The organism is Devosia geojensis (genome assembly GCF_000969415.1).
Classification (GTDB): domain Bacteria; phylum Pseudomonadota; class Alphaproteobacteria; order Rhizobiales; family Devosiaceae; genus Devosia; species Devosia geojensis.
Genome location: NZ_JZEX01000113.1, coordinates 1 through 24313 on the forward strand (window position 1 = coordinate 1; position 24313 = coordinate 24313).

At 65.5% G+C, this 24313-nt stretch carries 21 protein-coding genes and 1 tRNA gene; 6 read left to right on the forward strand and 16 right to left on the reverse strand.

The features are described 5' to 3' along the window. Nucleotides 1-437 precede the first annotated feature (437 nt). The 10 genes from dnaE to VE25_RS12075 all read right to left on the reverse strand — a co-directional run bounded on the left by dnaE (nt 438) and on the right by VE25_RS12075 (nt 13838). Nucleotides 438-3893 (reverse strand): DNA polymerase III subunit alpha, encoded by a 3456-nt coding sequence (gene dnaE, locus VE25_RS12030; protein WP_046108879.1) that lies wholly within the window; start codon nt 3891-3893, stop codon nt 438-440. A 349-nt stretch (nt 3894-4242) separates the two neighbouring features. After that, nucleotides 4243-4650 (reverse strand): GFA family protein, encoded by a 408-nt coding sequence (locus VE25_RS12035; RefSeq protein ID WP_083988895.1) that lies wholly within the window; start codon nt 4648-4650, stop codon nt 4243-4245. Between the two features lie 187 nt (nt 4651-4837). Continuing rightward, nucleotides 4838-5989 carry a Gfo/Idh/MocA family protein gene (locus VE25_RS12040; RefSeq protein WP_046108881.1) on the reverse strand — a complete coding sequence of 384 codons (1152 nt, stop codon included), beginning with the start codon at nt 5987-5989 and terminating at the stop codon, nt 4838-4840. A gap of 15 nt (nt 5990-6004) precedes the next feature. Beyond that, nucleotides 6005-7060 carry a sugar phosphate isomerase/epimerase family protein gene (locus VE25_RS12045; RefSeq protein ID WP_046108882.1) on the reverse strand — a complete coding sequence of 352 codons (1056 nt, stop codon included), beginning with the start codon at nt 7058-7060 and terminating at the stop codon, nt 6005-6007. Nucleotides 7061-7448: 388 nt separating this feature from the next. Continuing rightward, nucleotides 7449-8591 carry a Gfo/Idh/MocA family protein gene (locus VE25_RS12050; protein ID WP_046108883.1) on the reverse strand — a complete coding sequence of 381 codons (1143 nt, stop codon included), beginning with the start codon at nt 8589-8591 and terminating at the stop codon, nt 7449-7451. A 6-nt stretch (nt 8592-8597) separates the two neighbouring features. Beyond that, nucleotides 8598-9344: a sugar phosphate isomerase/epimerase family protein gene (locus VE25_RS12055; RefSeq protein ID WP_046108884.1), complete on the reverse strand. Its 747-nt coding sequence runs from the start codon at nt 9342-9344 to the stop codon at nt 8598-8600. Between the two features lie 187 nt (nt 9345-9531). After that, entirely contained in the window at nt 9532-10626 is a 1095-nt protein-coding gene (locus tag VE25_RS12060; protein ID WP_046108885.1) for an ABC transporter ATP-binding protein, read from the reverse strand. A gap of 4 nt (nt 10627-10630) precedes the next feature. Further along, nucleotides 10631-11572: a carbohydrate ABC transporter permease gene (locus tag VE25_RS12065; protein ID WP_046108886.1), complete on the reverse strand. Its 942-nt coding sequence runs from the start codon at nt 11570-11572 to the stop codon at nt 10631-10633. Further along, nucleotides 11569-12507, reverse strand: a complete 939-nt coding sequence (locus VE25_RS12070) for a carbohydrate ABC transporter permease (protein WP_083988896.1) — start codon at nt 12505-12507, stop codon at nt 11569-11571. The genes VE25_RS12065 and VE25_RS12070 overlap by 4 nt, the downstream gene beginning before the upstream one ends. A gap of 89 nt (nt 12508-12596) precedes the next feature. Next, on the reverse strand, nt 12597-13838 hold the full coding sequence (locus tag VE25_RS12075; RefSeq protein WP_046108887.1) for an ABC transporter substrate-binding protein: 1242 nt from the start codon (nt 13836-13838) through the stop codon (nt 12597-12599). Between the two features lie 217 nt (nt 13839-14055). Between VE25_RS12075 and VE25_RS12080 the strand changes: the two genes are divergently transcribed. From VE25_RS12080 to VE25_RS12090, 3 genes are all read left to right on the forward strand, one after another. Continuing rightward, the gene (locus VE25_RS12080) at nt 14056-15120 is read left to right on the forward strand and encodes a LacI family DNA-binding transcriptional regulator (protein ID WP_046108888.1); all 1065 of its coding nucleotides are present in this window, start codon (nt 14056-14058) and stop codon (nt 15118-15120) included. A gap of 67 nt (nt 15121-15187) precedes the next feature. Next, nucleotides 15188-15264 (forward strand) — tRNA-Arg (locus tag VE25_RS12085). A gap of 42 nt (nt 15265-15306) precedes the next feature. After that, entirely contained in the window at nt 15307-16167 is an 861-nt protein-coding gene (locus VE25_RS12090; protein ID WP_046108923.1) for a sugar phosphate isomerase/epimerase family protein, read from the forward strand. Between the two features lie 3 nt (nt 16168-16170). On the opposite strand, the gene VE25_RS12095 is transcribed toward VE25_RS12090, so the two are convergent. Then, nucleotides 16171-17061 (reverse strand): sugar phosphate isomerase/epimerase family protein, encoded by an 891-nt coding sequence (locus tag VE25_RS12095; protein ID WP_046108889.1) that lies wholly within the window; start codon nt 17059-17061, stop codon nt 16171-16173. Between the two features lie 147 nt (nt 17062-17208). Between VE25_RS12095 and VE25_RS12100 the strand changes: the two genes are divergently transcribed. Both VE25_RS12100 and VE25_RS12105 read left to right on the forward strand, forming a co-directional pair. After that, nucleotides 17209-18702: a GMC oxidoreductase gene (locus VE25_RS12100; protein WP_046108890.1), complete on the forward strand. Its 1494-nt coding sequence runs from the start codon at nt 17209-17211 to the stop codon at nt 18700-18702. 27 nt (nt 18703-18729) lie between these two features. Further along, a complete protein-coding gene (locus VE25_RS12105) occupies nt 18730-19788 on the forward strand; it encodes a Gfo/Idh/MocA family protein (protein WP_046108891.1) in 1059 nt (352 codons plus the stop codon). Between the two features lie 203 nt (nt 19789-19991). Here VE25_RS12105 and VE25_RS12110 read toward each other — a convergent pair whose 3' ends face one another. From VE25_RS12110 to VE25_RS21880, 3 genes are all read right to left on the reverse strand, one after another. Then, nucleotides 19992-20981 carry a serine hydrolase domain-containing protein gene (locus VE25_RS12110; RefSeq protein ID WP_046108892.1) on the reverse strand — a complete coding sequence of 330 codons (990 nt, stop codon included), beginning with the start codon at nt 20979-20981 and terminating at the stop codon, nt 19992-19994. 131 nt (nt 20982-21112) lie between these two features. After that, nucleotides 21113-21253 carry a hypothetical protein gene (locus VE25_RS22995; protein WP_160299983.1) on the reverse strand — a complete coding sequence of 47 codons (141 nt, stop codon included), beginning with the start codon at nt 21251-21253 and terminating at the stop codon, nt 21113-21115. A gap of 172 nt (nt 21254-21425) precedes the next feature. Continuing rightward, entirely contained in the window at nt 21426-21851 is a 426-nt protein-coding gene (locus tag VE25_RS21880) for an ArsR/SmtB family transcription factor (RefSeq protein ID WP_052731925.1), read from the reverse strand. A gap of 240 nt (nt 21852-22091) precedes the next feature. Between VE25_RS21880 and trhA the strand changes: the two genes are divergently transcribed. Continuing rightward, a complete protein-coding gene (trhA, locus tag VE25_RS12120) occupies nt 22092-22784 on the forward strand; it encodes a PAQR family membrane homeostasis protein TrhA (protein ID WP_046108893.1) in 693 nt (230 codons plus the stop codon). A gap of 196 nt (nt 22785-22980) precedes the next feature. On the opposite strand, the gene VE25_RS12125 is transcribed toward trhA, so the two are convergent. Together VE25_RS12125 and VE25_RS12130 are read right to left on the reverse strand one after the other, a co-directional pair. Then, a complete protein-coding gene (locus tag VE25_RS12125) occupies nt 22981-23466 on the reverse strand; it encodes a DUF192 domain-containing protein (RefSeq protein WP_083988898.1) in 486 nt (161 codons plus the stop codon). Nucleotides 23467-23585: 119 nt separating this feature from the next. Then, nucleotides 23586-24206: a cold-shock protein gene (locus VE25_RS12130; RefSeq protein WP_046108894.1), complete on the reverse strand. Its 621-nt coding sequence runs from the start codon at nt 24204-24206 to the stop codon at nt 23586-23588. Nucleotides 24207-24313 lie beyond the last annotated feature (107 nt).

Here is a 24313-nt window from a genome sequence, read left to right on the forward strand (position 1 = left end):
CCCCTATCCCCTCCCCTCAAGGGGGAGGGGGACGCATCGTGCTTGCGGCACCGTCGTGCCCCCACCCACCGCTGTCATCCCGGCGAAAGCCGGGACCCAGTACACACCGAGGTCAGAGCTCGTGCGCAGGAGTGCTCATCAGCTTCACGGCAAGGCATCGGCGGCGCCGTTACTGGGTCCCGGCTTTCGCCGGGATGACAGCCGGTGGGAGATGGAACTTTCCAGTACAACTGGAGTGCCGCAAACGTTGCCCCGTTCACACTCCTTGCGGCTGGTGCAGCATCTCAGGATGGGCCCCGGCCTGCGCCGGGGTGACAGCCGGTGGGTTGGGGAGATAATGCCCGCATCATCCCATCTCCGCGTTCGACCCCGAGGACCCGGAATACAGCGGGTGGGCTGGAAACGCCGATACGTGCAGGTGGATTGACGCGATGTCGCTAGTGCAGCCGCACGTCCGTCACGCCTTCCAGCGCCTTGATGCCGCCGGCGATCTCGGCGGTGATGCGGAAGCTGCCGGGGAGTTCGATCTCGTATTCGCGCGCGCCGCCGTCGCGGATGACGATGAAGCTCACCTGCCCTTCCCCGCCGGATTTCAGCTGGGCGCGGATGGGGGACAGGCATTTGCTGTCGGCGGCGAAGACGGTCAGCCGGCGGCCGACCTTCTCGGCGACCTGTGCGAGGGGTTGCGCATCGAGGAGGCGCAGGCTGACGCCCTCGGCGCGCTCGTCGGCGCCGACCTGCAGCAGGACCGAGTTGCCGACCTGCAGCAGGCCGCCGAACTCGTTGATCTGCTCGGAAAAGGCGATGCACTCGTAGCTGCCGGACTGGTCGGAGAGGGTCAGGATCATCATCGGCGTGCCCTTGCGGGTGCGCCGGTCCTGCCGGGCGGAGACCGTGCCGGCGAGACGCCCGGCCGAAGCGCCCGCATCCCTGACCGCGCGCTCGAAATCGCTCCAGCGCTGCACGCGCAGGCGCTCGAAAACGTCGGAATAGGCGTCGAGGGGGTGGGCGGAGAGATGGAAGCCGATGGCCGAGAACTCGCGGTCGGCGCGCTCGGCGACCGACCAGGCGGCAACGCCCGCCGGCAGCTTGATCGGCTCGGGCGTATCGGCGGCGAACATGTCGACGATGCCGTCGCTCTTGTCGGCGGCGGCGCGCTGGGCGGTGCCGACAATGGCGTCGATCGCGGCGAACGCCTGCTCGCGGCGCGGCACGAGCTCGTCGAAGGCGCCGGCGTTGATGAGGGTTTCGAGCGTGCGCTTGTTGACGACGCGCGGATCGATGCGCGTGGCGAAATCGGCGAGGTCGGCGAAGGGGCGGTTGCCGCGCACCTCGGCGATATGCTCGCCGACCTGCCGGCCGACGCCCTTCACCGCGCAGAGCGCGTAATAGATCTTGCCATCCTTGACCGAGAACAGCGCATCCGACCGGTTGACGCAGGGCGGCACCACCTCGATGCCCTTCTTGCCCGCCTCACGGCGATAATCGGCGAGCTTGTCGGTCGCGCCCATGTCGAGGGTCATGGCGGCGGCGAAGAACTCGTGCGGATGGTGGCGCTTGAGATACGCCGTCTGGTAGGACACCCAGGCGTAGGCGGCGGCGTGACTCTTGTTGAAGCCGTAGTTGGCGAACTTGGCGAGAAGGTCGAAGATCTGGTCGGCGAGCGCCTCGCTCACCCCGTTGGGGCTGGAGCCCTCGCGGAAGCGGATGCGCTGGGAATCCATCTCAGCCTTGATCTTCTTGCCCATGGCGCGGCGCAGCATGTCGGCCTCGCCCAGCGAATAGCCGGAGAGGAGCTGGGCGATCTGCATCACCTGCTCCTGGTAGACGATGATGCCGTAGGTTTCGTCCAGCACCTCGCTGAGCTTGGGGTGCGGGTAGTCGACCGGCTCGCGCCCGTGCTTGCGGTCGATGAAGCTTGGGATGTTGTCCATCGGACCCGGCCGATAGAGCGCGTTCATGGCGATGAGGTCTTCGATGCGGTCAGGCTTCAAATCCATCAGCGCCCGGCGCATGCCGGCGCTTTCAAACTGGAAGATGCCGTAGGTGTCGCCCTGCGCGTAGAGCTTGTAGGTCGCCTCGTCGTCGAGGGGGATGTCGTCGATGACGAGGCTGCCCCCTGCCCGGTTCACCATCTCGACCGCGTACTGGATCATGGTCAGGGTCTTGAGGCCGAGGAAGTCGAACTTCACCAGGCCCGCCGGCTCGACCCATTTGAGATTGTACTGGGTGACCGGCATGTCCGAGCGCGGGTCGCGGTAGAGCGGCACCAGCTCCTCGAGCGGCCGGTCGCCGATGACGATGCCGGCGGCATGGGTCGAGGCGTGGCGGTAGAGGCCCTCGAGCTTGCGCGCGATGGCGACGAGGTCGCCGACAGTCTCGTCCTCCTCGGCCATCATGCGGAACTGCGGCACCTCGTTCAGGGTGCGCTCGATGGACCAGGGGTCGGCGGGATTGGCGGGCACCAGCTTGCAGATGCGATCCACCTGCCCGTAGGGCATCTGCAGCACGCGGCCGACGTCGCGCAGCACCGCGCGGGCCTGGAGCGTACCGAAGGTGATGATCTGGGCCACCTGCTCGGAGCCGTACTTCTCCTGCACGTAGCGGATGACCTCTTCGCGCCGGTCCTGGCAGAAGTCGATGTCGAAGTCCGGCATCGAGATTCGCTCGGGATTGAGGAAGCGCTCGAAGAGGAGGTTATAGCGCAGCGGATCGAGGTCGGTGATGGTGGTGGCGTAAGCGACCAGCGAGCCCGCGCCCGAACCGCGGCCGGGGCCGACAGGGATACCGTGCGCCTTGGCCCAGCGAATAAAGTCAGCAACGATAAGGAAATAGCCAGGGAACTTCATCTTCTGGATAATCTCCAGCTCGAAGTCCAGGCGTTGCCGGTATTCCTCCTCGGTCTTGCCAGGCGCGATGCCGGCGGCGAGGCGCTTGGACAGGCCGTCCTGCGCCATCTCGCGTAGCGCCGTGGCTTCCGCGGCGACGGCTTCTTCCTCGCTGACGTCGGACGCCGCGGCGAACTTGGGCAGGATCGGCCCGCGGGTGCGCGGCCGGTAGCTCATGCGCCGGGCGATCTCGACGCTCATCTCGAGCGCCTCGGGCAGATCGGCGAACAGCTCGATCATCTCGCCGCGGGTCTTGAAATAGTACTGGTCGTTGAGCTTGCGGCGTTCGGTCTGGGCGAGCACGGTGCTGCCGGCGATGGCCAGAAGCGCGTCGTGGGCCTCGAAATCGTCGGCGGACTGGAAGAAGGGTTCGTTGGTGGCGACCAGCGGTACGTCGTGGCGATAGGCGTAATCGACGAGGCGCGGCTCGACCTGGGCCTCCTGCGGACGGCCGTGGCGTTGCAGCTCGATATAGAACCGGTCGCCGAAGAGCTCGCGCAGACGATCGAGCCGGCGGATGGCGTTGGCCTCCTGCCCCAAGGCGAAGGCCATGTCGATGGCGCCTTCCGGCCCGCCGGTGAGGCAGAGGATGCCATCGAGCGTATCGCGGGAGAGCCAGTCCAGCCGGGCGCGGGCCAGGCCGTTCTCGCCTTCGAGATAGGCGCGGCTGACAAGGCTCGACAGGTTGGAAAAGCCGACCTCGTTGGCTGCCATCAGCACGATCGAGGACTTGCCCTGCCAGCCGCGGTAGCCGCGCTCGTTGACCTGCTCCTCGGCGGCGGCGAAATCGATGGGCAGTTCGCACCCGATCAGCGGCTGGATGCCTTTCTTCACCGCCTTTTCGGAGAATTCGAGGGCGCCGAACAGATTGCCGGTGTCGGCGATGCCGAGCGCCGGCTGCTTGTCGGCTTTGGCCAGGTCCAGAATCGTGCCGAGCTGCAGCGCGCCTTCCAACAGCGAGAAGGCGGAATGGACATGCAGATGGATGAAACCTGGACCGCTCATGAAGCTCTTTTGCCTGACGGTTCCTTGTGACAGGGGAAGGTCGCGGCGTGAACCGCCGTGCGACCGCTATCCCCAGATGTCACACGAGTCGGGTGATCACATCCATCCAGGTCAGCGAGCCGATGCTGAAGGCTCCGAGGGTGACGAACGCGGCGAGGTCCTTGATGAAGCTGAGCATGGTTGCCTCCGTTGTGTTTATGTTTTGTTCTTATAAGTTGCTGGTTTGTTCCTGTCGAGGGGTGTGGATAGCGGGGAAAGGCTGGCGGTTAATGGAGGGTTAAGGCGCTGGCTCAGAGGCTCTCGCCGGGATGACAGGCAGTGGGAGTGATGGAGCGGCCTACGACAGGCCTCACACCCCGGACAGGTGTACCCACGGCAACTTCTCGTCGGCGTGGAAATGCTTTGTTGGCTCCACGCGTTCCGGATGGTCGAGGAGAGCTGCATAGAAGTGCCGCTCGTTGGGGTAGCGCTCCGACTGGTAGAACATCGGCGAGCCGCAGTTTCCGCAAAAGCCGCGCGTTGCTCCCGGGCTGCTCTGATAGACGACGGGCGCGGTTCCGGTGAACCGCCAGCTTCCGTTCTCCTGCCCGATCCAGGTGGTGAAGGGCGATGCCGTCGCGCGGCGGCAGCTTTGGCAATGGCAGTGGCCGACCCAGTTGGGCGGGCCGGTGAGCTCGAAGGTGCAGGCGCCGCAGAGGCAGCGGCCTTGCAGGGTGGGTAGCGGATCATCGGCCATGGCGTATGCCTCCGTCGTCATTGCCCGGCTTGTCCGGGCAAAACTAGCCGCGCCGCGTCGGCGGCGCGAGAGGAGTCCCTCGTCCGGCAGACGCCGGCCGTTGGGTCGCTCACATGAAATGGGCGATGACGACCGGGGCTGGTGGATGCCGAAAAGCAAATGGCGGCCGGAGCCGCCATTCGTCACATGTGTGCGGATCGCCGCGAACTCACACGTCCGAGAGCTTCACCCACTTACTGTCGGCCTCGCTCGACTTGATCGACGCGGCGATGAACTGCATGCCTTCGACGCCGTCGGCCATGGTGGGCAGCAGGGCCTCGTAGTCGGCCCCCTCCCCGCGGATCACGGCGGCGAACTGGCTGTAGAGGGTGGCGAAGGCTTCGAGGTATCCTTCCGGGTGGCCTGAGGGGATGCGCACGTTCATGGCCGAGGCGGCAGAGCCCGAGATGGCGCCGCCGCGGGTGAGGAGCTGCTTGGGCTTGCCGAACTCGGTGAACCACATCTGGTTCGGGTTGTCCTGCCGCCACTCGATGCCACCCTTGTCGCCATAGACGCGCAGCTGCAGGCCGTTCTCGTTGCCGACGGCAACCTGGCTCGCCCAAAGCATGCCGCGCGCGCCGCCCTCGAAGCGCAGCATGATGTGGACGTTGTCGTCGACGCGCCGGCCGGGCACGAACGCGGTGAGGTCGGCGGAGACCGCCTCGGTCTTGAGGCCAGTCACAAACCGGGCGAGGTTATAGGCGTGGGTGCCGATATCGCCGATGGCGCCGCCGGCGCCGGAGCGGGCCGGATCGGTGCGCCAGGCGGCCTGCTTGTTGTCTTCACCGGCCTCTTCGGCCAGCCAGTCCTGCGGATACTCGGCCTGCACCACGCGGATGGTGCCGAGCGCGCCGGACTTCACCAGCTCACGGGCCTGCCGCATCAGCGGATAGCCGGTGTAGTTATGGGTGAGGAGGAACTTTGCCCCCTTGGCGGGCTTGACCGACGCGAGGGCGCGCGCGTCTTCCAGGGTGTTGGAGAGCGGCTTGTCGCAGATGACGTGGATGCCGGCTTCCAGGAACGCCTTGGCGGGGCCCACATGCATGTGGTTGGGGGTGACGATAGCGACCGCCTCGATGCCGTCGGGCCGCGCGGCCTCGGCGCGGGCCATCTCCTCGTAGGAGGTATAGATGCGGTCCTCGGCGAGGCCGAGGTTCTTGCCCGATTCCTTTGCGACCTCCGGCCGCGAGGAGAGCGCGCCGGCGACGAGCTGAAAGTCTCCGTCCAGCCGCGCCGCGATGCGGTGCACGTAGCCGATGAAGGCCCCGGTGCCGCCGCCGACCATGCCTAAACGAATGGGCCTTGCGCCGTTTTCAGCCATTTTCTTCTCCCTCGCTTATGACAGACCGAGCATCTTGCGGTTTGCCGCGGTATCGGTACCCGAGGCGGCGAAATCGTCAAAGGCCTTTTCGGTGACGCGGATGATGTGGCTGGTGATGAACTGCGCCCCTTCGCGCGCGCCGTCTTCCGGATGCTTCAAGGCGCACTCCCACTCGAGCACCGCCCAGCCGGCGAAATCGTACTGGGCCATTTTGGAGAAGATCGAGGCGAAATCGACCTGGCCGTCGCCCAGCGAGCGGAAGCGCCCTGCCCGGTTCACCCAGCTCTGAAAGCCGCCATAGACGCCCTGCCGGCCCGTCGGATTGAACTCGGCATCCTTGACGTGGAACATGCGGATGCGCTCGTGGTAGATGTCGATATAGTCGAGATAATCGAGCTGCTGCAGCACGAAGTGGCTGGGATCGTAGAGAAGGTTGGCGCGCGGGTGGTTGTTCACGCGCTCCAGGAACATCTCATAGGTCACGCCGTCATGGAGGTCCTCGCCGGGGTGAATCTCGTAGCAGACGTCGACGCCGGCTTCATCGAAGGCGTTGAGGATCGGGGTCCAGCGGCGGGCCAACTCGTCGAAGGCTTCCTCGACGAGGCCGGCGGGACGCTGCGGCCATGGGTAGAGATAGGGCCAGGCGAGCGCGCCCGAGAAGGTCGCATGCTCGCTGAGGCCGAGATTCCTGCTCGCCTTGGCGGCCTTGAGCATGGTCGCAACCGCCCATTCCTGGCGGGCTTTTGGGTTGCCGTGGACGGAGGCCGGAGCAAAGCCGTCGAAGGCGGTGTCGTACGCCGGGTGGACGGCGACGAGCTGGCCTTGCAGGTGGGTCGACAGTTCGGTGATCTCGACGCCGCTCTCTTTGGCAACGCCCTTGAGCTCGTCGCAATAATCCTTTGAGTTGGCGGCCTTTTCGAGGTCGATGAAGCTTTCGACCCAGGTCGGCACCTGCACTCCCTTGTAGCCGAGATCGGCTGCCCATTTGCAGATGGATGCAAAGGAATTGAACGGCGCCGCGTCGCCGGCGAACTGGGCCAGGAAAATAGCCGGCCCCTTGATGGTGCGCATGATGACCTCCTCTTTGTGCTGCCCTTGCCGCAGGCCTGGCGTACGTACCTCAAGGCGGCTTCGCGGGGGCAGTCCCGGTTGAAACGGCTGTGGCGGGCCCAGCGGCCCGCCATCGCGTTTATCAGTATGGGCGAGACCTTATTGGAGCGGCCTGCCCTGTCAAGCCGATGCTCTAAACGTTTCAGGTTTTCGGACTGAACTGCACATAGGCCTTCGGTTCAGTCGCCCCCTCCCCCTTGAGGGGAGGGGTCGGGGGTGGGGGTCCATCGGTGGTCCACACAACGACCCCCACCCTCATTCCCTCCCCTCAAGGGGGAGGGAGGCGAAGAAGCCGATGTTCCATCGCAACCCAAACGCCCGATGTGCTTCAACTAAAACCCAAATACCCTCAGGCCTTGAGCAGCGCCTTGGCTTCATCGGGCCCCAACGCCAGCGGGCGCTCGCAGGTGGTCTGCAAGGTCTGCACCTGACCGGATTCGGCCGCCTTCAGCAGCGAGGTCATGACGTCGACGGCATGGAGCGCGACGTCGAGCCCGCAGCGGGCGGCGCGGCCGTTCTCGAGCGATGCCATCATGTCGGCAAGGCCGGCCGTGCGGTAGTTGGCGCGCGGATTGGGCTTGTCGAGGTCCTGGTTGAAGATGCCGAACGGGTGGTTCCACGGCTCGACCGGCTGCTTCTCGCCGCCCGGGTCGGTGATGACGAGGTCGCCGCCGAAGAAGTTCGGGTCCGGCACGTAGATGGTGCCTTCGGTGCCGTAGAGCTCGATGTTGTGGTGGCCGTGGCTCGCCACGTCCCAGCTGGCGCCGATGGTGACGATGGCCCCGTTGTGGAACTCGAGGATGCCGTGGACCGTGGTCGGCGTACCGACCTTGATCTTGGTGCCCTGGTAGGGTCCGGCGGCGGTCACTTCACGCTCGGCGCGCGCCATGTTGGCGAAGGCCGTGACGCGCTTGACCGGGCCGATGAGATGGATGAGGTCGGTGACGTAATAGGGCCCGATATCGAGGATGGGCCCTGCCCCGACCTGGAAGAAGAAATCCGGGTTCGGGTGCCAGTGCTCCATGCCGCGGCTCATCACGTGGGTGGTGCCCGAGGTGATCTTGCCGAGCTTGCCGCTGTCGATGATCTCGCGGGCCTGCTGGTGGGCGCCGCCGAGGAAGGTGTCGGGCGCGCTGCCGACGGCGAGGCCTTTTTCACTCGACGCCTTGCGGAGCGCCAGGCCCTCTTCGAGGGTCAGCACGAACGGCTTTTCCGAGTAGACGTGCTTGCCGGCCGAGATCGCATCCATCGACACCTTGTAGTGGGTGGCGGGGATGGTGAGGTTGACGATGACGTCGACCTCGCTGTTCTTCAGCAGCTCATCCGGGGTCTGGGCGGCGACGCCGTATTCCTCGGCGCGCTTCTTGGCCGCTTCCGGGAGAATATCGGCGACGGCGCGCACGTCCAGCCCTTTAAAGAGCGGAGCGAGCTTGAGATAAGCCGCCGAGATATTGCCGGCACCCATGATGCCGACGCCATAGGTCTTGGTCATTTTCGCTTACTTCCAGGCTTTGGCCGTCTCGATGGAACGCCGCGCGAAGCGCTCGGCGTCGGAGGGGTTATCGTGCTCGGCAACGAAGTACTTCGCCTTCGTCTTGGCCTTCACGTCGTTGATGAGGTTGTTCCAGTCCATGATGCCGTAGCCGACGTCGGCCCAGCCGTCCTCGTCAGCGTTCTCGCCTTCGGGGGCAATGTCCTTGACGTGGACGGCGGTGATGCGATCGCCATACCGGTCCATCCAGGAGCGCGGGTCCTCGCCGCCCTTTGCCACCCAGGCGACATCCATTTCCCATTCGAGGTCGGCGCCGGTGTTGAGGATGATCTCCATCGGGGTGGAGCCGTCCTCGGTCTTCCAGAACTCGAAGTGGTGGTTGTGCCAGCCGAAGCCGTAGCCCTCGGCCTTGTAGGTCTGCGCAAACCCGGCCAGCGTCTCGGCGAACTCGGTCCACTTGGCGTCGGAATTGCCGAAGAGCTCGCGGTTGATGTGGGGCGCGAAGATGGTCTTGACGCCGATGGTCTCGGCGATCTTGAGCGTTGCGGCCTTGTCCTTCAGGAGATCCGGGCCGAAGTGGCCGGTCGGCATGGTCAGGCCGTGCTTGCGCAGCAGTTCGGCGAAAGCGGCTGGGTCCGAATAGAGGCCGCCGAAGCCTTCGACCTGCGTGTAGCCGAGGGCAGCGAGCTTGCCGAGGAAATCGTCGAGCGGGGGAAAGTTGCGGGCGCTGTAAAGCTGGAATGAAAGGTCCATTGGTGCCTCTATGTCGTATCGCGGCTTGGGGTTCTGCCTGCGAGCAGCAGGACGTAGCGTGAATTCGGGGAGCCGTCGCGCCTCGGGGACAGGTCGACTTGCGCAAAAGTAATATCGACGCTGAACCGTCCGGCGTGGCGAGCGATGCCGGCGCCGTGGCGCCGGCACGAAGCGTGGTGAGCAGAGCCTAGATGCGGTTGCTCGATGCGGCGTCGAAGATCGACCCGCGCGCCGGATCGAAGCCGATCAGCACCGTCTGGCCGCTGGCGAGATGGACGTCGCTGTCGGCGCGGAAGGCGATCGCCTGGCCGGCGACCTTTGTATAGGCGAGCGTGTCCGAGCCCATGGGCTCGACGATCTCGATCTCGACTTCGGTCGCGAACGGCATGGTCTTGGCCGCCTCGCCGATGGCGATGTGCTCGGGACGCACCCCGAGCACGCCCTTGACCGCCGACCCGTTGGGCGCCTGCGAGAACTCGTAGGTCTTGACCGGGATGACGGTGCCGTCGTTCGCCTTGAAGACCGGTTCGGCACCCCCGACCACCTCCCCTTCGAGGAAGTTCATGGTGGGCGAGCCGATGAAGCCGGCGACGTAGAGGTTGACCGGCTTGTTGTAGATGGTGTGCGGGTCGGCGAGCTGCTGGATGACGCCGTTCTTCATGATGGCGATGCGGTCGGCGAGCGTCAGGGCCTCGATCTGGTCGTGGGTGACGTAGATCATGGTGTTCTTCAGGCGCTGATGCAGCCGCTTGATCTCGACGCGCAGGTCCGAGCGCAGCTTGGCGTCAAGGTTGGACAAGGGCTCGTCGAAGAGGAAGACGTCGACGTCGCGCACCAGGGCGCGCCCGATGGCGACGCGCTGGCGCTGGCCGCCCGAGAGCTCGACGGGCTTGCGCTTCAGGAGCGGCTCGATCTGCAGGATCTCGGCGGCGCGCTTCACGCGCCGCTCGACCTCGTCCTTCGGGAGCCTGGCGACGCGCAGGCCGAAGGACAGGTTCCGCTCGACGGTCATCTGCGGATAGAGCGCGTAGGACTGGAACACCATGCCGATGCCGCGGTCCTTGGGCTCCTCCCAGGTGACGTTCTTGCCGTTGATGAAGATCTGGCCGTCGCTGACGTCGAGGAGGCCCGCGATGCAGTTGAGCAAGGTGGACTTGCCGCAGCCCGAGGGCCCGAGGAGGACGATGAACTCGCCCTCCGCGATGTCGAGGTTGAGGTGCTCGAGCACCTTGACGTGCCCGAAGTTGAGCGACAGGTCGCGAATGGAAACGCTGTGTTGCATATGACTATCCCTTGACCGCGCCGGCGGCGATGCCGCGGACGAACAGGCGTCCGGACACGAAGTAGACGATCAGCGGCACGAGGCCGGTGAGGATCGTGGCGGCCATGTTGACGTTGTATTCGGGGCTGCCCTGCGCCGAGTTGACGATGTTGTTGAGCTGCACGGTCATCGGATAGTTCTGCGTGCCCGCGAACACGACGCCGAACAGGAAGTCGTTCCAGATGCCGGTGATCTGCAGGATCAGCGCCACCACGAAGATCGGCAGCGACATGGGCAGCATGATCTCGAAGAAGATGCGCCAGAACCCTGCCCCGTCGACACGCGCGGCCTTGAAGAGCTCGACCGGAAGCGCCGCGAAATAGTTGCGGAAAAGGAGCGTCAGGATCGGCATGCCGAAGATGGTGTGGATGAGGATGACGGCCCAGAGGCTACCGAAGATGCCCATCTCCCGGGTCAGCATCACCAGCGGATAGAGCATCACCTGATAAGGGATGAACGAGCCGAAGATGAGGATCGAGAAGAAGATCTCCGACCCCTTGAACCGCCAGTTGATCAGCGCATAGCCGTTGATGGCGGCGATGAAGATTGAGACGATGGTCGAGGGAACGGTGATCTTGACCGAATTCCAGAAGCCGGGGCTGAGGCCCTGGCAGGTCAGGCCCGTACAGGCGCTGGTCCAGGCCTTGGTCCAGGCCTCGCCCGTCCATTCGATCGGCGGGGCGAAGATGTTGCCCCAGCGGATCTCGGGCATCGTCTTGAACGAGGTGACGATCATCACGTAGAGCGGGAAGAGGAAATAGAGGCACGCAAAGAACAGGATCGAGTAGATGATGATCTTGCGCGGCGTGAAGAACGGCTTCGGGCGCGGGCCGCGCGGGTCCACGCGGCTCTTAACGTCGGTCGCCTCGGTCTGTGCGGAGGAAGAAACGGTTGCGGTCGTGGTCATGAGCGACGGCCCTTTCCGCCGAATTCGAGATAGGCCCACGGCACGATGATGATGAGCACGGTGATGAGCATCATCGTGGAAGCGGCAAGGCCCTGGGCGATGTTGCCGGCGCCGAACATGTAGTTGTAGACGTACTTGGCCGGCACTTCCGAGGAGATGCCCGGGCCGCCGTCGGTCATGGCGACGACGAGGTCGTAAAGGCGCACGATGCCCGAACCGACCAGCACCACGGCGGTGACGAAAACGCCGCGCATCATCGGCAGGACGATCGATACGTAGGTGCGCCATGTGGGAATGCCGTCGACGCGCGCCGCCTTCCAGATCTCATCATCGACGCTGCGCAGGCCCGCCAGCATCAGCACCATCACGAAGCCGACGCCCTGCCAGAGGCCGGCGATCAGCAGCGCGTAGAGCACCATGCGCGGGTTGTTGAGCCAGTCGAAGGTGAAGTTCGCCCAGCCCATGTTGCGCATCGTGCCCTGCAGGCCCAGCGTCGGGTTCATGATCCACTGCCAGACGAGGCCGGTGACGATGAACGAGAGGGCGAAAGGATAGAGCATGATGGTGCGGAAGGCGCTCTCGAAGCGGATCTTCTGGTCCATCAGCACGGCGAGGATGAAGCCGAACACCAGGGTGAACACCAGCGAAAACGAGCCGTAGATCACCAGGTTGTTGACCGAGGTGTTCCAGCGCGAGGTGGCAAAGAGGCGCCGGTATTGGTCGAAGCCGACGAACTCGCCCGTCGGCAGGAGCCGGGAATTGGTGAAGGAATACCAGACTGTCCACAAGGTGCAGCCGACGAAGACGACCAGCACCGTGGCCATCATCGGCGTCGCCGCGATCTTGGCCGAGAGATTGCGGATGAAGGTATTGTAGAGGAAGCGTGTCAGTCCGCCGCCGGCGCTCTTTCGCGCCTGGACCGCATAGTCCGCCATGATGCGTCTCCATAGTGAGCGGCCGGCTTGGAGGTCCAGGCCGGCCGCTGCGATGTCACTCGAGATCAAAAGCCATCAGGTCGGACCGCTCAGTCGGCCGACTCGATGATCGAGGCGTAGCGCTCGATGTAGGCGTCGACCGTGATGCTGTCGTCGCCCAGGAACTCGATGTTGAGGTCCTGGAGCTGCTGCTGGGTGTCGCTCGACAGGGCGAAGTCACCCGAAGGCAGCAGGCCGTTCTCGAGCAGGACCAGAGCCTTCTGCATGCAGGCGTTGGCCTGCGACAGATCGATGTCGGTGCGGATCGGCATCGAGCCCTTCTTCAGGTTGAAGGCGAGCTGGGCTTCGGGCGAGATCAGGATCCTGGCGAGCTCGGTCTGGGCCTCGATCACCGCCGGATCCGTGCCTTCAGGCAGGACCGGGAAGTAGAAGGCGTCGCCGCCGCCGGTGAGCTGGTCGTTGAGGCCGAGGGCCGGCAGGCACTCGTAGTCCTCGCCCGGCACGCCGCCGGCGATCTGCAGGTCGCCCTGCAGCCAGTCGCCGTGGATGTTGCCGGCCGCCTCGCCCTCGAGGAGCTGGTTGCCGACGTCGGCGAAGGCGGGGACCATCGTCTCCGGAGAGACGACCTGGCGGATGCCGTCCAGGGCCTCGGCCACTTCGCGGAACTCGGGGCTGCGGACAGCCTCGACATCCTTGTCGCGGTTGATGGCGATGATGAGGTCGCTGCCGCCGATGCCGGCGAGCAGCACGCCCGGAATGCCCGCGAACGGCCAGCCAGTGGCAAGGCCGAACGGCAGGATGCCCGCTTCCTGGAGCGCCGGCCAGGAGGCCACATATTCGTCCCAGGTGGTCGGGACGGGCTGGCCGATCGTCTCATAGGCGGCGGTGGAGAGCCACAGCCAGTCCCAGGAGTGGATGTTGATCGGGAAGCAGTAGATGCGGCCCTCGTAGGTGCACGGCTCGAGGAGCGACTGATCAACGTAGAACTCGCTGATGTTCATCTCTTCGGCGATGTCGGTGAGATCGCGCATCAGGCCGGCCTGGATGAGCTCCTCGGCGTCGCGGCCGGTGTTCATCTGGGTGGCGCCCATCGGGTCGCCGCCGATGATACGGCTGATGATCACCGGGTTGGCGCCGGTGCCCGAGCCGCCGAGAGCGCTATCCACCCAGGTGTGCCCGGTCTCTTCCTCGAAGACGCGGGCGAATTCGGCCACAGCCGCCGCCTCGCCCGCGGAGGTCCACCAGTGGGTGACTTCAAGCTCGGCCGCGTGGATGGCGGTTGAGCCAAGGAAAGCGGTCGCCATGGCGGCGACCACCGCAAATCTTTTCATAAGTAGTCCTCCCAACGTTCACTTGGAGCCAAGCGCTCCCGCGAAGCCGCCAGCCATCCTTCAGGATGCGTTTGTGCCGGCCGCATGTAATCGATTGCATTTATCCGTCCAATACCCTCTGCAATCGATTTCATGAGTTTCAGCCAGTTGTTGCGCTTCTGTCAAGATCGATTTATTCAATTCCAGTTTCCTGACAGCGAGAGGGGCGCTGGCAGCCATGACGGTGACCAGAAAATCACCGACAATTCAAGATGTTGCGCGTGAAGCCGGAGTTTCCACGGCAACGGTGAGCCGTGCGCTGTCGACGCCCGATCGCGTTTCGCAGGCCACCCGCGAGCGCATCGAGGCGGCGATCGCGGCCACCGGTTACACGCTCAACCAGGCCGCCCGCTCGCTGCGCCGTCAGCGCGCGGGCACCATCGTCATGGCCATACCGAACGCGGGGAACCCCTACTATTCGTCCATCCTCGACTCGGTGCTGGCCGAGGCCAGCTCGCGCGGCTACGGCGTGCTGGTCTCCAACCGCGTCCAGGGCGATCCGACGGTGTGGCTGCGCGACTACTTCCAGTCGAGCCGCGCCGACGGGCTGCTGCTCTTCGACCTGACGCTCGACATCGCCAGCATGCGCCGCTTCATGACCGAGCACGGGAACCTGCCCATCGTCGTCGTCGGCGACGAGATGGTCGAGCCAGGGATCAACCTGGTGACGAGCGACAACCGCGAGGCGACCGGCCGGGCCGTCGAGCACCTCGTCGGTTTGGGGCATCGCAACATCGGGTTCGTGACCGGCCCGACCATGCACGACTACCCCAACGAGCGCCTGCTGGGATTCCGCCAGGCGATGGGCCGCAACGGGCTGCCGCTGCGCGAGGACTGGATCATTCCCGGCGATCACCGGATGGACAGCGGCTACCGCGCCGGTTCGGCATTCCTCACGCTTGCCGAGCGGCCGACGGCGATGGTCTGCGCGAACGACGAGATGGCCATCGGCTTCATTTCGCGCGTGCAGCAGGCCGGGCTGCGCTGCCCTCAGGACGTTTCGGTGATCGGGTTCGACGATACCGACATGGCCCAGTACGTCTCGCCACCGCTGACCACCATGCGCCAGAAGCGCGCCGAGCTCGGCGCCATCAGCACGGCGGCGTTGCTCGACATCGTCGAGGGCATGCGCGATCCGGCAAAACCGGTGCGAATCATCCTGCGCTGCGACCTGGTGGTGCGGTCGAGCACGGCCCCCCTTCCCGGCGCGGCGGAGGCCCCTGCCCCGCGCCTGCGCCGCTGACGCGGCTGCATCACAAGGGTTGGGTTGCGCCCGCGCTTGCGGTAAAGGAAGCGCAGCGCTCCGCTATGGTCCCGTAGCTCAGCTGGATAGAGCAGCAGCCTTCTAAGCTGTTGGTCGCAGGTTCGAGTCCTGCCGGGATCGCCATCCATCGCGTTTCGCCGCGCCGGCGGCCTCGAGGGAAAGAACGTGAACGACCAGCCATCCAGCACACCCGTGGCGTCGCATGCGAGCGCATCGGCCCGTCCGATGGCCAGGGTCAGCCTCAAGTGGGGCATGGTCGAAGCCGGCCCGCTCTCGATCCTCGAGAAATTCCAACTCCTGAAGGACCTGGGATTCGACGGAGTGGAGCTGGATTCCCCCAACGATCTGCCGCTCGACGAGGTGATCGAGGCGCGCGACAGGACGGGGCTTGCCATTCCCGGCGTCGTCAACTCCAGGCACTGGAAGGTTCCGTTGACCGATCCCGATCCGGCGGTGCGCGCGGCGTGCGTCGAGTCGATGGTCACCGCCCTCCATGATGCGAAGCGCTGTGGCGCCAGCACCGTCCTTCTGGTGCCGGGGGTCGTCAACGCCACCACGAGCTATGCCCAGGCCTACGACCGCGCGATCGAGGAGATCAGCAAGCTCGTTCCCCACGCCGAGGAGACGGGTGTCGCGATCGCCCTGGAGAACGTGTGGAACGATTTCCTGCTGAGCCCTCTGGAAGCCGCCCGCTTCGTCGATGCGTTCGACCATCCGCTGATCGGCTGGTATTTCGACGTCGGCAATGTGCTGCGCTACGGACGGCCCGCCCACTGGATCGAGGCGCTGGGCCATCGAATCCTCAAGGTCGACGTCAAGGAGTTCAGCCTTGCCAGGATGAACGCCGAAGGCCCGTGGAAGGGGTTCGAGGTGGAGCTGGGCGACGGGGATTGCGACTGGCCGGCCGTCAACAGGGCGCTCGCCGGTATCGGCTATTCCGGCTGGGTGTCCGCTGAGGTGCCGGGAGGGGACCGCGACCGCTTGGCCGCGATCCGGGAGCGGATGGCAAAGATCGCCGCGGCCTGAGCTCTAGCCGGCCACTTCGGCGAACAGCCGGCGGATATTGGAGAGGCCGGTCTCGCAGGCGAACAGCGACGGCTCGTTGCCCTCGAATTCGAGCGAGACGAAGCCGTCGAATCCCGAATCGACGACGCTCTTGACGAGTGCCGGGGCATCGAGGTCCCCGAAGCCGAAGATCGAGCCGAGGATGTACTGGCCGCCCACGGTTTCCAGCCACCCGGGACCTGGACGGTGATGGCGGACGTAAAAGTCCTTGAGGTGCACGACGCTGGCATGCGGCAGGCAGGCGCGGGTGGCGATCAGGGGATCCTCGTCGACGCAGAGGAAATTGCCGACGTCCACGGTCAGACGGAAATTGGGCAGGTCGACCGCGTGCAACAGGCGGCGGATCCGCTCGCTGGAGTTCATGAAGAACCCGTGGTCTTCAACGCTCGTCGTCACGCCGTAGCGGCCGGCGAAGGTCGCGATCTCGTGGCACGCTTCGGCAATGCCGGCAAACTCGCGCTCGAGTTCGGCGATGTCGTTGAGCCGGCGGGACCAGGTCACCACGTCGTGCCTCAGGAAGCGCGCGCCCAGCCGGTCGCAAAGCTCGATGTAGCGCTTGACGCGCTCGATCTGCTCGCGCCGTTCGTCCGGGCCGATGTCGATGAAGTTCGCGCCGATGCAAAGGCCCGAGACGACGATGCCGGTTTCGCGCACCGCGGCTTCGATGCGCTCGACGGTTTCGACATCCTTGCCGAGCTCGTGATTGGCGTCGGCGCCGGCAGGCGCGAGCGTGAAGGCGGCGATCTCGACGTGCTCGCCTTCCTGGGCCTTCACCCAGCGGAACATGTCCTCGATGCTCAGCGAACCATCCTTGAGGAGCGGAAAGAAACTGTAGGAACTCAGTCCGAGCTGCATGGGGCCTCCTGATCAGCGGTCGCGGCATCATCGGAGAGGCCGGTCCGAACTGTCAACGAGGGGCGGATGGAAGTTGCTATTGACAAGAGAGGCAACGTGTTTTCCCATCTGGTATTAGATTGGTAGTCAGCAGCAGGCCTTCCTGAAATGATCGACCAGAACGCCGATGTCGTGATCGTGGGCAGCGGTCCGACGGGTTCCGCATACGCGCGGATCATCCGCCGCGATTGGCCCGAAGCCCGTATCCTGATGGTCGAGGCCGGTCCGCAGATCTTGCCCGAAATCGGCGGGCACCTGGACAATGTGCTCGATCTCGACAAGCGCGCCGAACTCGAAATCCTCGCCCAGGGCGGCGACCGCAGTCCGCGCCTCTCGATCAGCAAGGAAGAATGGGAAGCCCGCCGCGCCGGCGGTTTTGACGCGTCTCTACTCCGCCGCTCCGGCCTTTTCATTGCCAATGAAGGCGACGACGGCGATGGGCTCTTTGCCGGCTTTTCCGCCGCCAATGTCGGCGGCATGGGCACCAAATGGTCGACCGGCACGCCGACCCCGTCCCAGGCCGAGCGTGTCCCCTTCATCGCCGCGGACGAACTTGACGCAGCCCTGCGCGTCGCCGAAGGCCTGCTCGGCACCCACAAGGACCCGCGCGGCCCCGACCCCATTGCCGCCGCCATGCGCGAGCGCCTTGGCGCCGCATTCAACCCCGGCCGCTCGCCCGACCGCTTCGTCCAGCCCATGCCCATGGCCGCCACGCCCGGCCCCAACGGCCCCCGCTGGCACGGCACCGACGTCATCCTCGGCGACCTCGTGAAAGAGCCGGACACGAGCTTCCGCATTCTGGCCGAAACCACCTGCCGCAGGATCAATCATGACAACGGCCGCGCCACAGGCGTGGTTCTGGCCCGCACCGGCGAAGACGCGACCTGGACCCTTTCCGCCGGCACCGTCATCGTCGCCTGCGATGCTCTCCACACCCCGCAATTGCTGCACGCCTCGGGCATCCGCCCGGCCGCGCTGGGGCGCTATATCAACGATCATTACATCGTCTCGCAGATCGCCGAACTCGACACCGATGTGCCGATGCGGGCGATGAGCTGGATTCCAGCCACCAATGAACTGCCTTTCTCGGTCACCATTGCGCCAGCGAGCCTCCACACCATGCCGAAATCTTCCGAGCTGGGCGGCCAGCCCATCGGCATGGGCGTCTTCTGCCCGGCCGATATCGACGAGAAAAACCACGTTGCTTTCGACGATGCCAAACTCGACTGGCGCGGCCTGCCCGCCATTTCCATCCGCTGGACCCAGTCCGAGGGCGATAGGGAGCGCCTCGAATGGGCCAAGCAAACAGCCCTCAAGGTCGCCGAAATCATTGGCCGGCCCGCCCCTGGCTTTGCTACCTTCGTGCAGCCCGTCGGCAGTTCCCTGCACTATCAGGGCACGGTCCGGATGGGCGAGAGGGATGACGGCACCAGCGTCTGCGACCGCAATAGCCGCGTCTGGGGGTTCGATAATCTCTATGTCGCGGGCAATGGCGTCATCCCCACCGTGACCGCCACCAATCCGACGCTGTATTCGGTTGCCCTCGCCACCTTCGGCGCGCGCCAGGTCGCCCGCGAAGGGCGCCAGCGCCAGGCCGCCTGAGCCCTCGATACGAACGGAATGAATTCTATGCCAGAAAAGCGATTGTCGGTGCTGGTCGTCGGGCTCGGCCAGATGGGTCGCAGCCATGCGCTGGCCTATCACACCCACCCCGGCTTCGAGATCGCCGGGCTCGTCAACCGGTCGACGCCGGCGCTGCCGGACGAGCTGGCGGGATATCCGCTGCGCAATCAGTATCTGGAGGCGCTCGCCGAGTTCTCCCCCGACGTCGTGTCGATCGCGACGCATACCGACGTGCATGCCGACTACGCGGTGGCCGCGCTCGAGCGGGGCGCCCACGTCTTCGTCGAAAAACCCCTGGCGGCCAATGTGCGCGATGCCGAGCGGGTGGTGGCGGCGGCCAAGGCCAACGGGCGCAAGCTCGTCATCGGCTACATCCTGCGGCATCACCCTTCATGGATGCGGCTGATCGAGGAGGCGCGCGATCTCGGCGGGCCCTATGTCTTCCGCATGAACCTCAACCAGCAGTCGCACGGGAATGCCTGGAGCATCCATAAGTCGATCATGCAGACGACGTCGCCGATCGTCGATTGCGGCGTCCACTATGTCGACGTCATGTGCCAGATCACCGATTCCCGGCCCGTCGAGGTGCGCGGCATGGGCGTTCCCCTCGCCAGCGGCCTGCCGGCCGGCATGTACAACTACGGCCACTTCCAGGTGCTGTTCGAGGACGGGAGCGTCGGCTGGTACGAGGCGGGCTGGGGCCCGATGATGTCGGAGACGGCGTTCTTCGTAAAGGACGTGATCTCGCCGCGCGGGGCCGTTTCCATCGTGATGTCGGAAGGCGCCGACTCGGCGAGCCTCGACGCGCATACCCAGACCTCGCGCCTGCTGGTGCACCGCGCCGAAACCGATGCCGCCGGCGCGTTCCGGCAGCCCGACCAGTGGCTGGACATGGCCGGCGAGCCGGGGCACCAGGCGCTGTGCGACCGCGAGCAGGATTTCGTCTACCGCGCGGTGACGGAGGACATGGACCTCACCCGCCACATGGACGACGCCGTGACGTCGCTGCGGATTTGCCTCGCGGCCGACGAGAGCGTGCGGACGGGCCTTGCCGTGCGTCTCTAGGGGGCTTTCAGGAATAGTGGCTCCACCCACCGGCTGTCATCCCGGCGAAGACCGGGATCCAGCCCTGATGTCATCCACGCTCACTGAGAGAGCTGCTTAAGGCTTCCGTGCCCCATTCACACACCTTGCGGCTGGCGAGCCGTCTCAGGATGGGCCCCGGCCTTCGCCGGGGTGACATCGTGGGGTGAACGACCCGCAGCCCCCTACCCAGCCATGGCGAGGATCGGGCCGTCGAGGAGCTGCATCAGCTCGCCGAAGTAGCCCTCCGAGCGGGCGGGCAGCGTCGGGTCGGAGGTGATGGCGACGGCCAGTGCGCGCTCCGGATGCGCCGCGATGATCTGCCCGCCATAGCCGCGCGCCAGGGCAAAGCCGGTGTCCGAGAGGAACCAGCCATACCCGTACTGCATCCCGGAAAAGGGCGAGCGGACCCGGGGCGCGAGCGAAGCGGTCATCCAGTTGGCGGAGACCACCTGCTCCCCCTCGTAACGGCCCTCGTCGCGCAGCATGACGGCGAGCTTGAGCATCGCCCTCGGGGTCAGCGCCATCTCGTTGCCGCCGAGATAGTAGCCCTGCGGGTCGCGGGTCCAGGGCGAAACCTCGAAATCCATGACGGCGCCGAGCCGGCTGCGGGCCTGGGCGAGCAGGCTCTCCCCTGTCGCCTCGACGAGCGCGGCGCCGAGGATGTGGGTGGTGCCGGTTGAATAGAGCATGCGGCTGCCAGGAGCTGCGACCATGGGACGGCGCAGGGCATCCGCCAGCCAGTTGCTCGAACTGATCCAGCTGCCGTAGTTCGGCCCTGAGGTCGGCTCGAGCCCCGCCTGCAGGCTGGCCAGATCCGCCATGGTGATATCGGCGGCACCGAGCGTGGCATCGGATGGGATGATTCCGGGCGCCACGTCGCCGAGACGCGCATCGACGCCGGTGATCTCGCCTCGGTCAATGGCGACCCCGAGCAGCAGCGCCACGACGCTCTTCGCGCAGGACTTGATGTTGGCCGGGCCATCCAGTCCCGCTCCGCGCGGAGCCTGGGCGAACAGCACCTCGTCGCCGCGCTGCACCTGCAGCGAGTGCAACTGCGTCATGCCGTCGATGGTGCTGCTCAGATCATCGACCGCCTGGGCGTGGGCGCGGTGAACGAAGGGGACTGCCAGACCGCCTGCAAGCAGGGCGGTGAAGCTGCGGCGTGTGACCATTTGAGCCTCATCGAATCGGAAACCATGGCGCCCGTCGCGGACCGCCAGCCGGAGGTTGCCGGCCAGTTCGCGGCAAAAAACCGGCGGATATGCTGACGTTTACGTGATGGTGAGCCGGTGGGCCGCGGCGTTCAGCCGACGAGGGAGGCGAGCCAGAACAGAGACCAGAAGAAGGCCCAGGACAACCCTGCCAATGCCGCGATGACCAGCAGCCGGCGCTGCACGAAGAAATCGGCAGTTGCGCTCAGCCACTCCAGCAGGGTCCGATGCATCAGGCCGTCCGCTCCAGCCGGTTCATCCGATAGACCAATCGGAGTCTCCCCATGGTTGTCCACGTGGCCCGAAGGCGAGATCACTTCAGAAATATTCGGCACCCCTGCCAGCGCGTAAATGCACCTCAACTATGGTCAATATCTGTCATAATCGGAATTTAATCGAGTTCGATCAAAGATCGAACTCCATTTGCTTCTCCCCCGCGCTTTCGGAGGGTGGAGCGGGAGCGGCGCGGACTTTGGGCGAAGCGGCCTTGGAAGCCTTCTTGGCCGGAATGGTCTTCGGGACGGTCCGGGAGGCTGCGGGTTCTCTGGTCACGCGCTTGGCGGTTCCGGAAGGAAAGACTCCGGCGATCCAGTCCCGTGCCGGGCCGAGCTGTTCGCGGCGCAGGGCATAGAGGTTCTCGCGCCCCATCTTCTCCTCGCGGACGATCCCCGCCTCGCGCAGCACCCGCAAATGCCGGGAGATGGCCGGGCGGCTGATGTCGAAGCGGCCGGCGAGCGCATGGACGGGCATGGCCTCGCCGGCCAGGAGCTCGACGATGCGGCAGCGGGTCGGGTCGCCCAGAGCGGCGAACTGCAGAGCATGCAGGGACATGTGAGGTAACGTACGGGTTACGGTTGATCTGCCGCCTGTTAGCGGGCGCGAGCCGCCGCGGCAAGCGTGCGAACGGGTTTTCCGATGAAACCGACGCCGTTCGCGCCTGCCTAGGCTAGCGGAGCAAACGGCCCGTAAACCGTAACGATTTGCCGACATTTCACGACATTTCGCGAAATCTGTGCGCGTAGCCTTGTCCCGTAACCAAGTTTCGCCAACTTGATGTGAGAGGAAGCACGAATGGCATACCGGCGACAGGCAGCACGGCGCTACTCCTGGTGGAGCCGGGAACAGCGTCCTTTCACATTGGGCGAACTGGTCGCGGACGGCATTGTCCACGCGGTCGGGCTGTTGCTCGCGACGATCGCGGGGGCGTTCCTGCTGTTCTACGCCATCCGCCATACGGCGCAGGAGGAGGTTCCTGCCCTCATCGTCTACGTCGGCACGCTGATCGCGGTGCTCGGCGTTTCGCTCGCCTACAACCTCTGGCCGGTCTCGCCGGCCAAGCGCCTGCTGGCGCGGCTCGATCAGGCGGCGATCTTCCTCTTTATCGCCGGCACCTATACGCCGTTCCTCGCCGTCATCGGAACGACACCCGCGGGCGTCGTCCTCGCGAGCCTCGTCTGGGGCGCCTCGCTCGTCGGGGTGGCGCTGAAGCTCATCGTGCCGGAGCGGTTCGGCCGGCTGGCGATCATCCTCTATCTCGGGATCGGGTGGAGCGGCGTGCTGGTGTTCCAGTCGCTGGCGACCGCCCTGCCCGCCACGACGCTCTGGCTGCTGCTGGCCGGCGGCATCGTCTACTCGCTCGGCATCGTCTTCCATCTCTGGGAGAGGCTCAAATACCAGAACGCGCTCTGGCATACGTTCGTGGTCCTCGGCGCGAGCCTCCACCTCTGGGCAGTGATCGACTGCATGGTGATCAACCGGTTGTAGGGGCGATTTCAGTCGCCTCAACAGGTGTCATCCCGGCGGAAGCCGGGATCCAGCGCTGAACTCATCCATGCGCCCGGAGCGTTGTTGCTCGGTCATACACCTTGCGGCTAGCACGGCATTTCAGGGTGCCCCCGGCTTTCGCCGGGGTGACGTCCGGGTGTGTTGTGGCTCATGTGCAGAACGGGAACAGCGGGAGCTACTGCCCCGCGCCGATCCGCGGGTGCTCAACCGTGTCGCCGGGCTCGAGGCCGATCTCACGCGAGCGGCCGCCAGGGATTTCGAGGACGAACCGCACGGGCACGCGCGAGGGAATGGAAGTGGGATCCTGCGGGCGGGCATTGACGTGGATGGTTTTGACCACGCCGTCCGCCCCGATGAAGATCATATCCAGCGGAATGAGGGTGTTCATCATCCAGAAGGAGACCGTGTTCTCCGTCTCGAAATCGAAGAGCATGCCGGCATCGTCCGCCAGTTCCTCGCGGAACATCAGGCCGCGGGCGCGGGTTTCGGGGGTGTCGACCACCTCGACATTGAAGGTATGAGCGCCGGTCGCGGTATTGAGCACCAGCCGTCCCTCGTCGCTGCAGGCGGCAAGCGGCAGCATGGCGAGGACGACGCCCGCCATCATCCCTGCCCGCGCCGTCCGCCCCGCGATCGCTAGTCGCCAGTTACCGACATTCATGGTGAGATTCCCGTCAAGTCATTGCAGTGCCGGCGTGGCCGGACGGCGCGACAATGCCCGCGACGCAGCGTCGGTTCAATCCGATTCGGCCGGATTTGAGCGGATGTGACCGGAGGGCCTCAGTGCGAGGACGGCGCGTCGCCCCAGCCGTCGGGCCGGATCTCGGCGACCATCAGGCCCTTGGGGCCCTGTCCGTAGCGCACCAGCACGTGCTGGCCCGGGCGGAGCTCGGTGATGCCGAAGCGGCGCAGAGTTTCCATATGGACGAAGACGTCGGGCGTACCCTCCCCGGCCGAGAGGAAGCCGAAGCCGCGGATGCGGTTGAACCACTTGACCTCGAGCCGCACCATGCCGGAGGTCGGCTCGACGGTGACGTGGGTGCGCGGGGCGGGCATCTGCGAGGGATGGCGCGCGGTCGTTTCATCCATGGAAAGGATGCGGAAGGCCTGCAGCCCGCCGGGGCGGTTCAGCGCCTCGACGACGATACGCGCGCCCTCATAGGCGGTGTGGTAGCCGTCACGGCGCAGGCACGTAACGTGCAGCAGGACATCGGGCATGCCGTTGTCGGGCACGATGAAGCCGAAGCCCTTGCCGGCATCGAACCACTTGATGGTGCCGGAAATCTCGATGGCGTCCTGGGTATGCTCGGCGCCCCCGGCGGACGTCGCCGCTCCCTTGCCATCGGCGGTATCGGTCCGGAATTCCGGCCGTTCGCCGCTGTCCGTCTGCTTGCCCCCCATCGTCCCCAATGCCTTTTCCGAACTCGCCCCGCCATGGCGGGGTACTCCACACGACCACATGTCACTTTGTCCGATTCAGCGGCAAAAGTTAAGGAGGTGTTGACAAT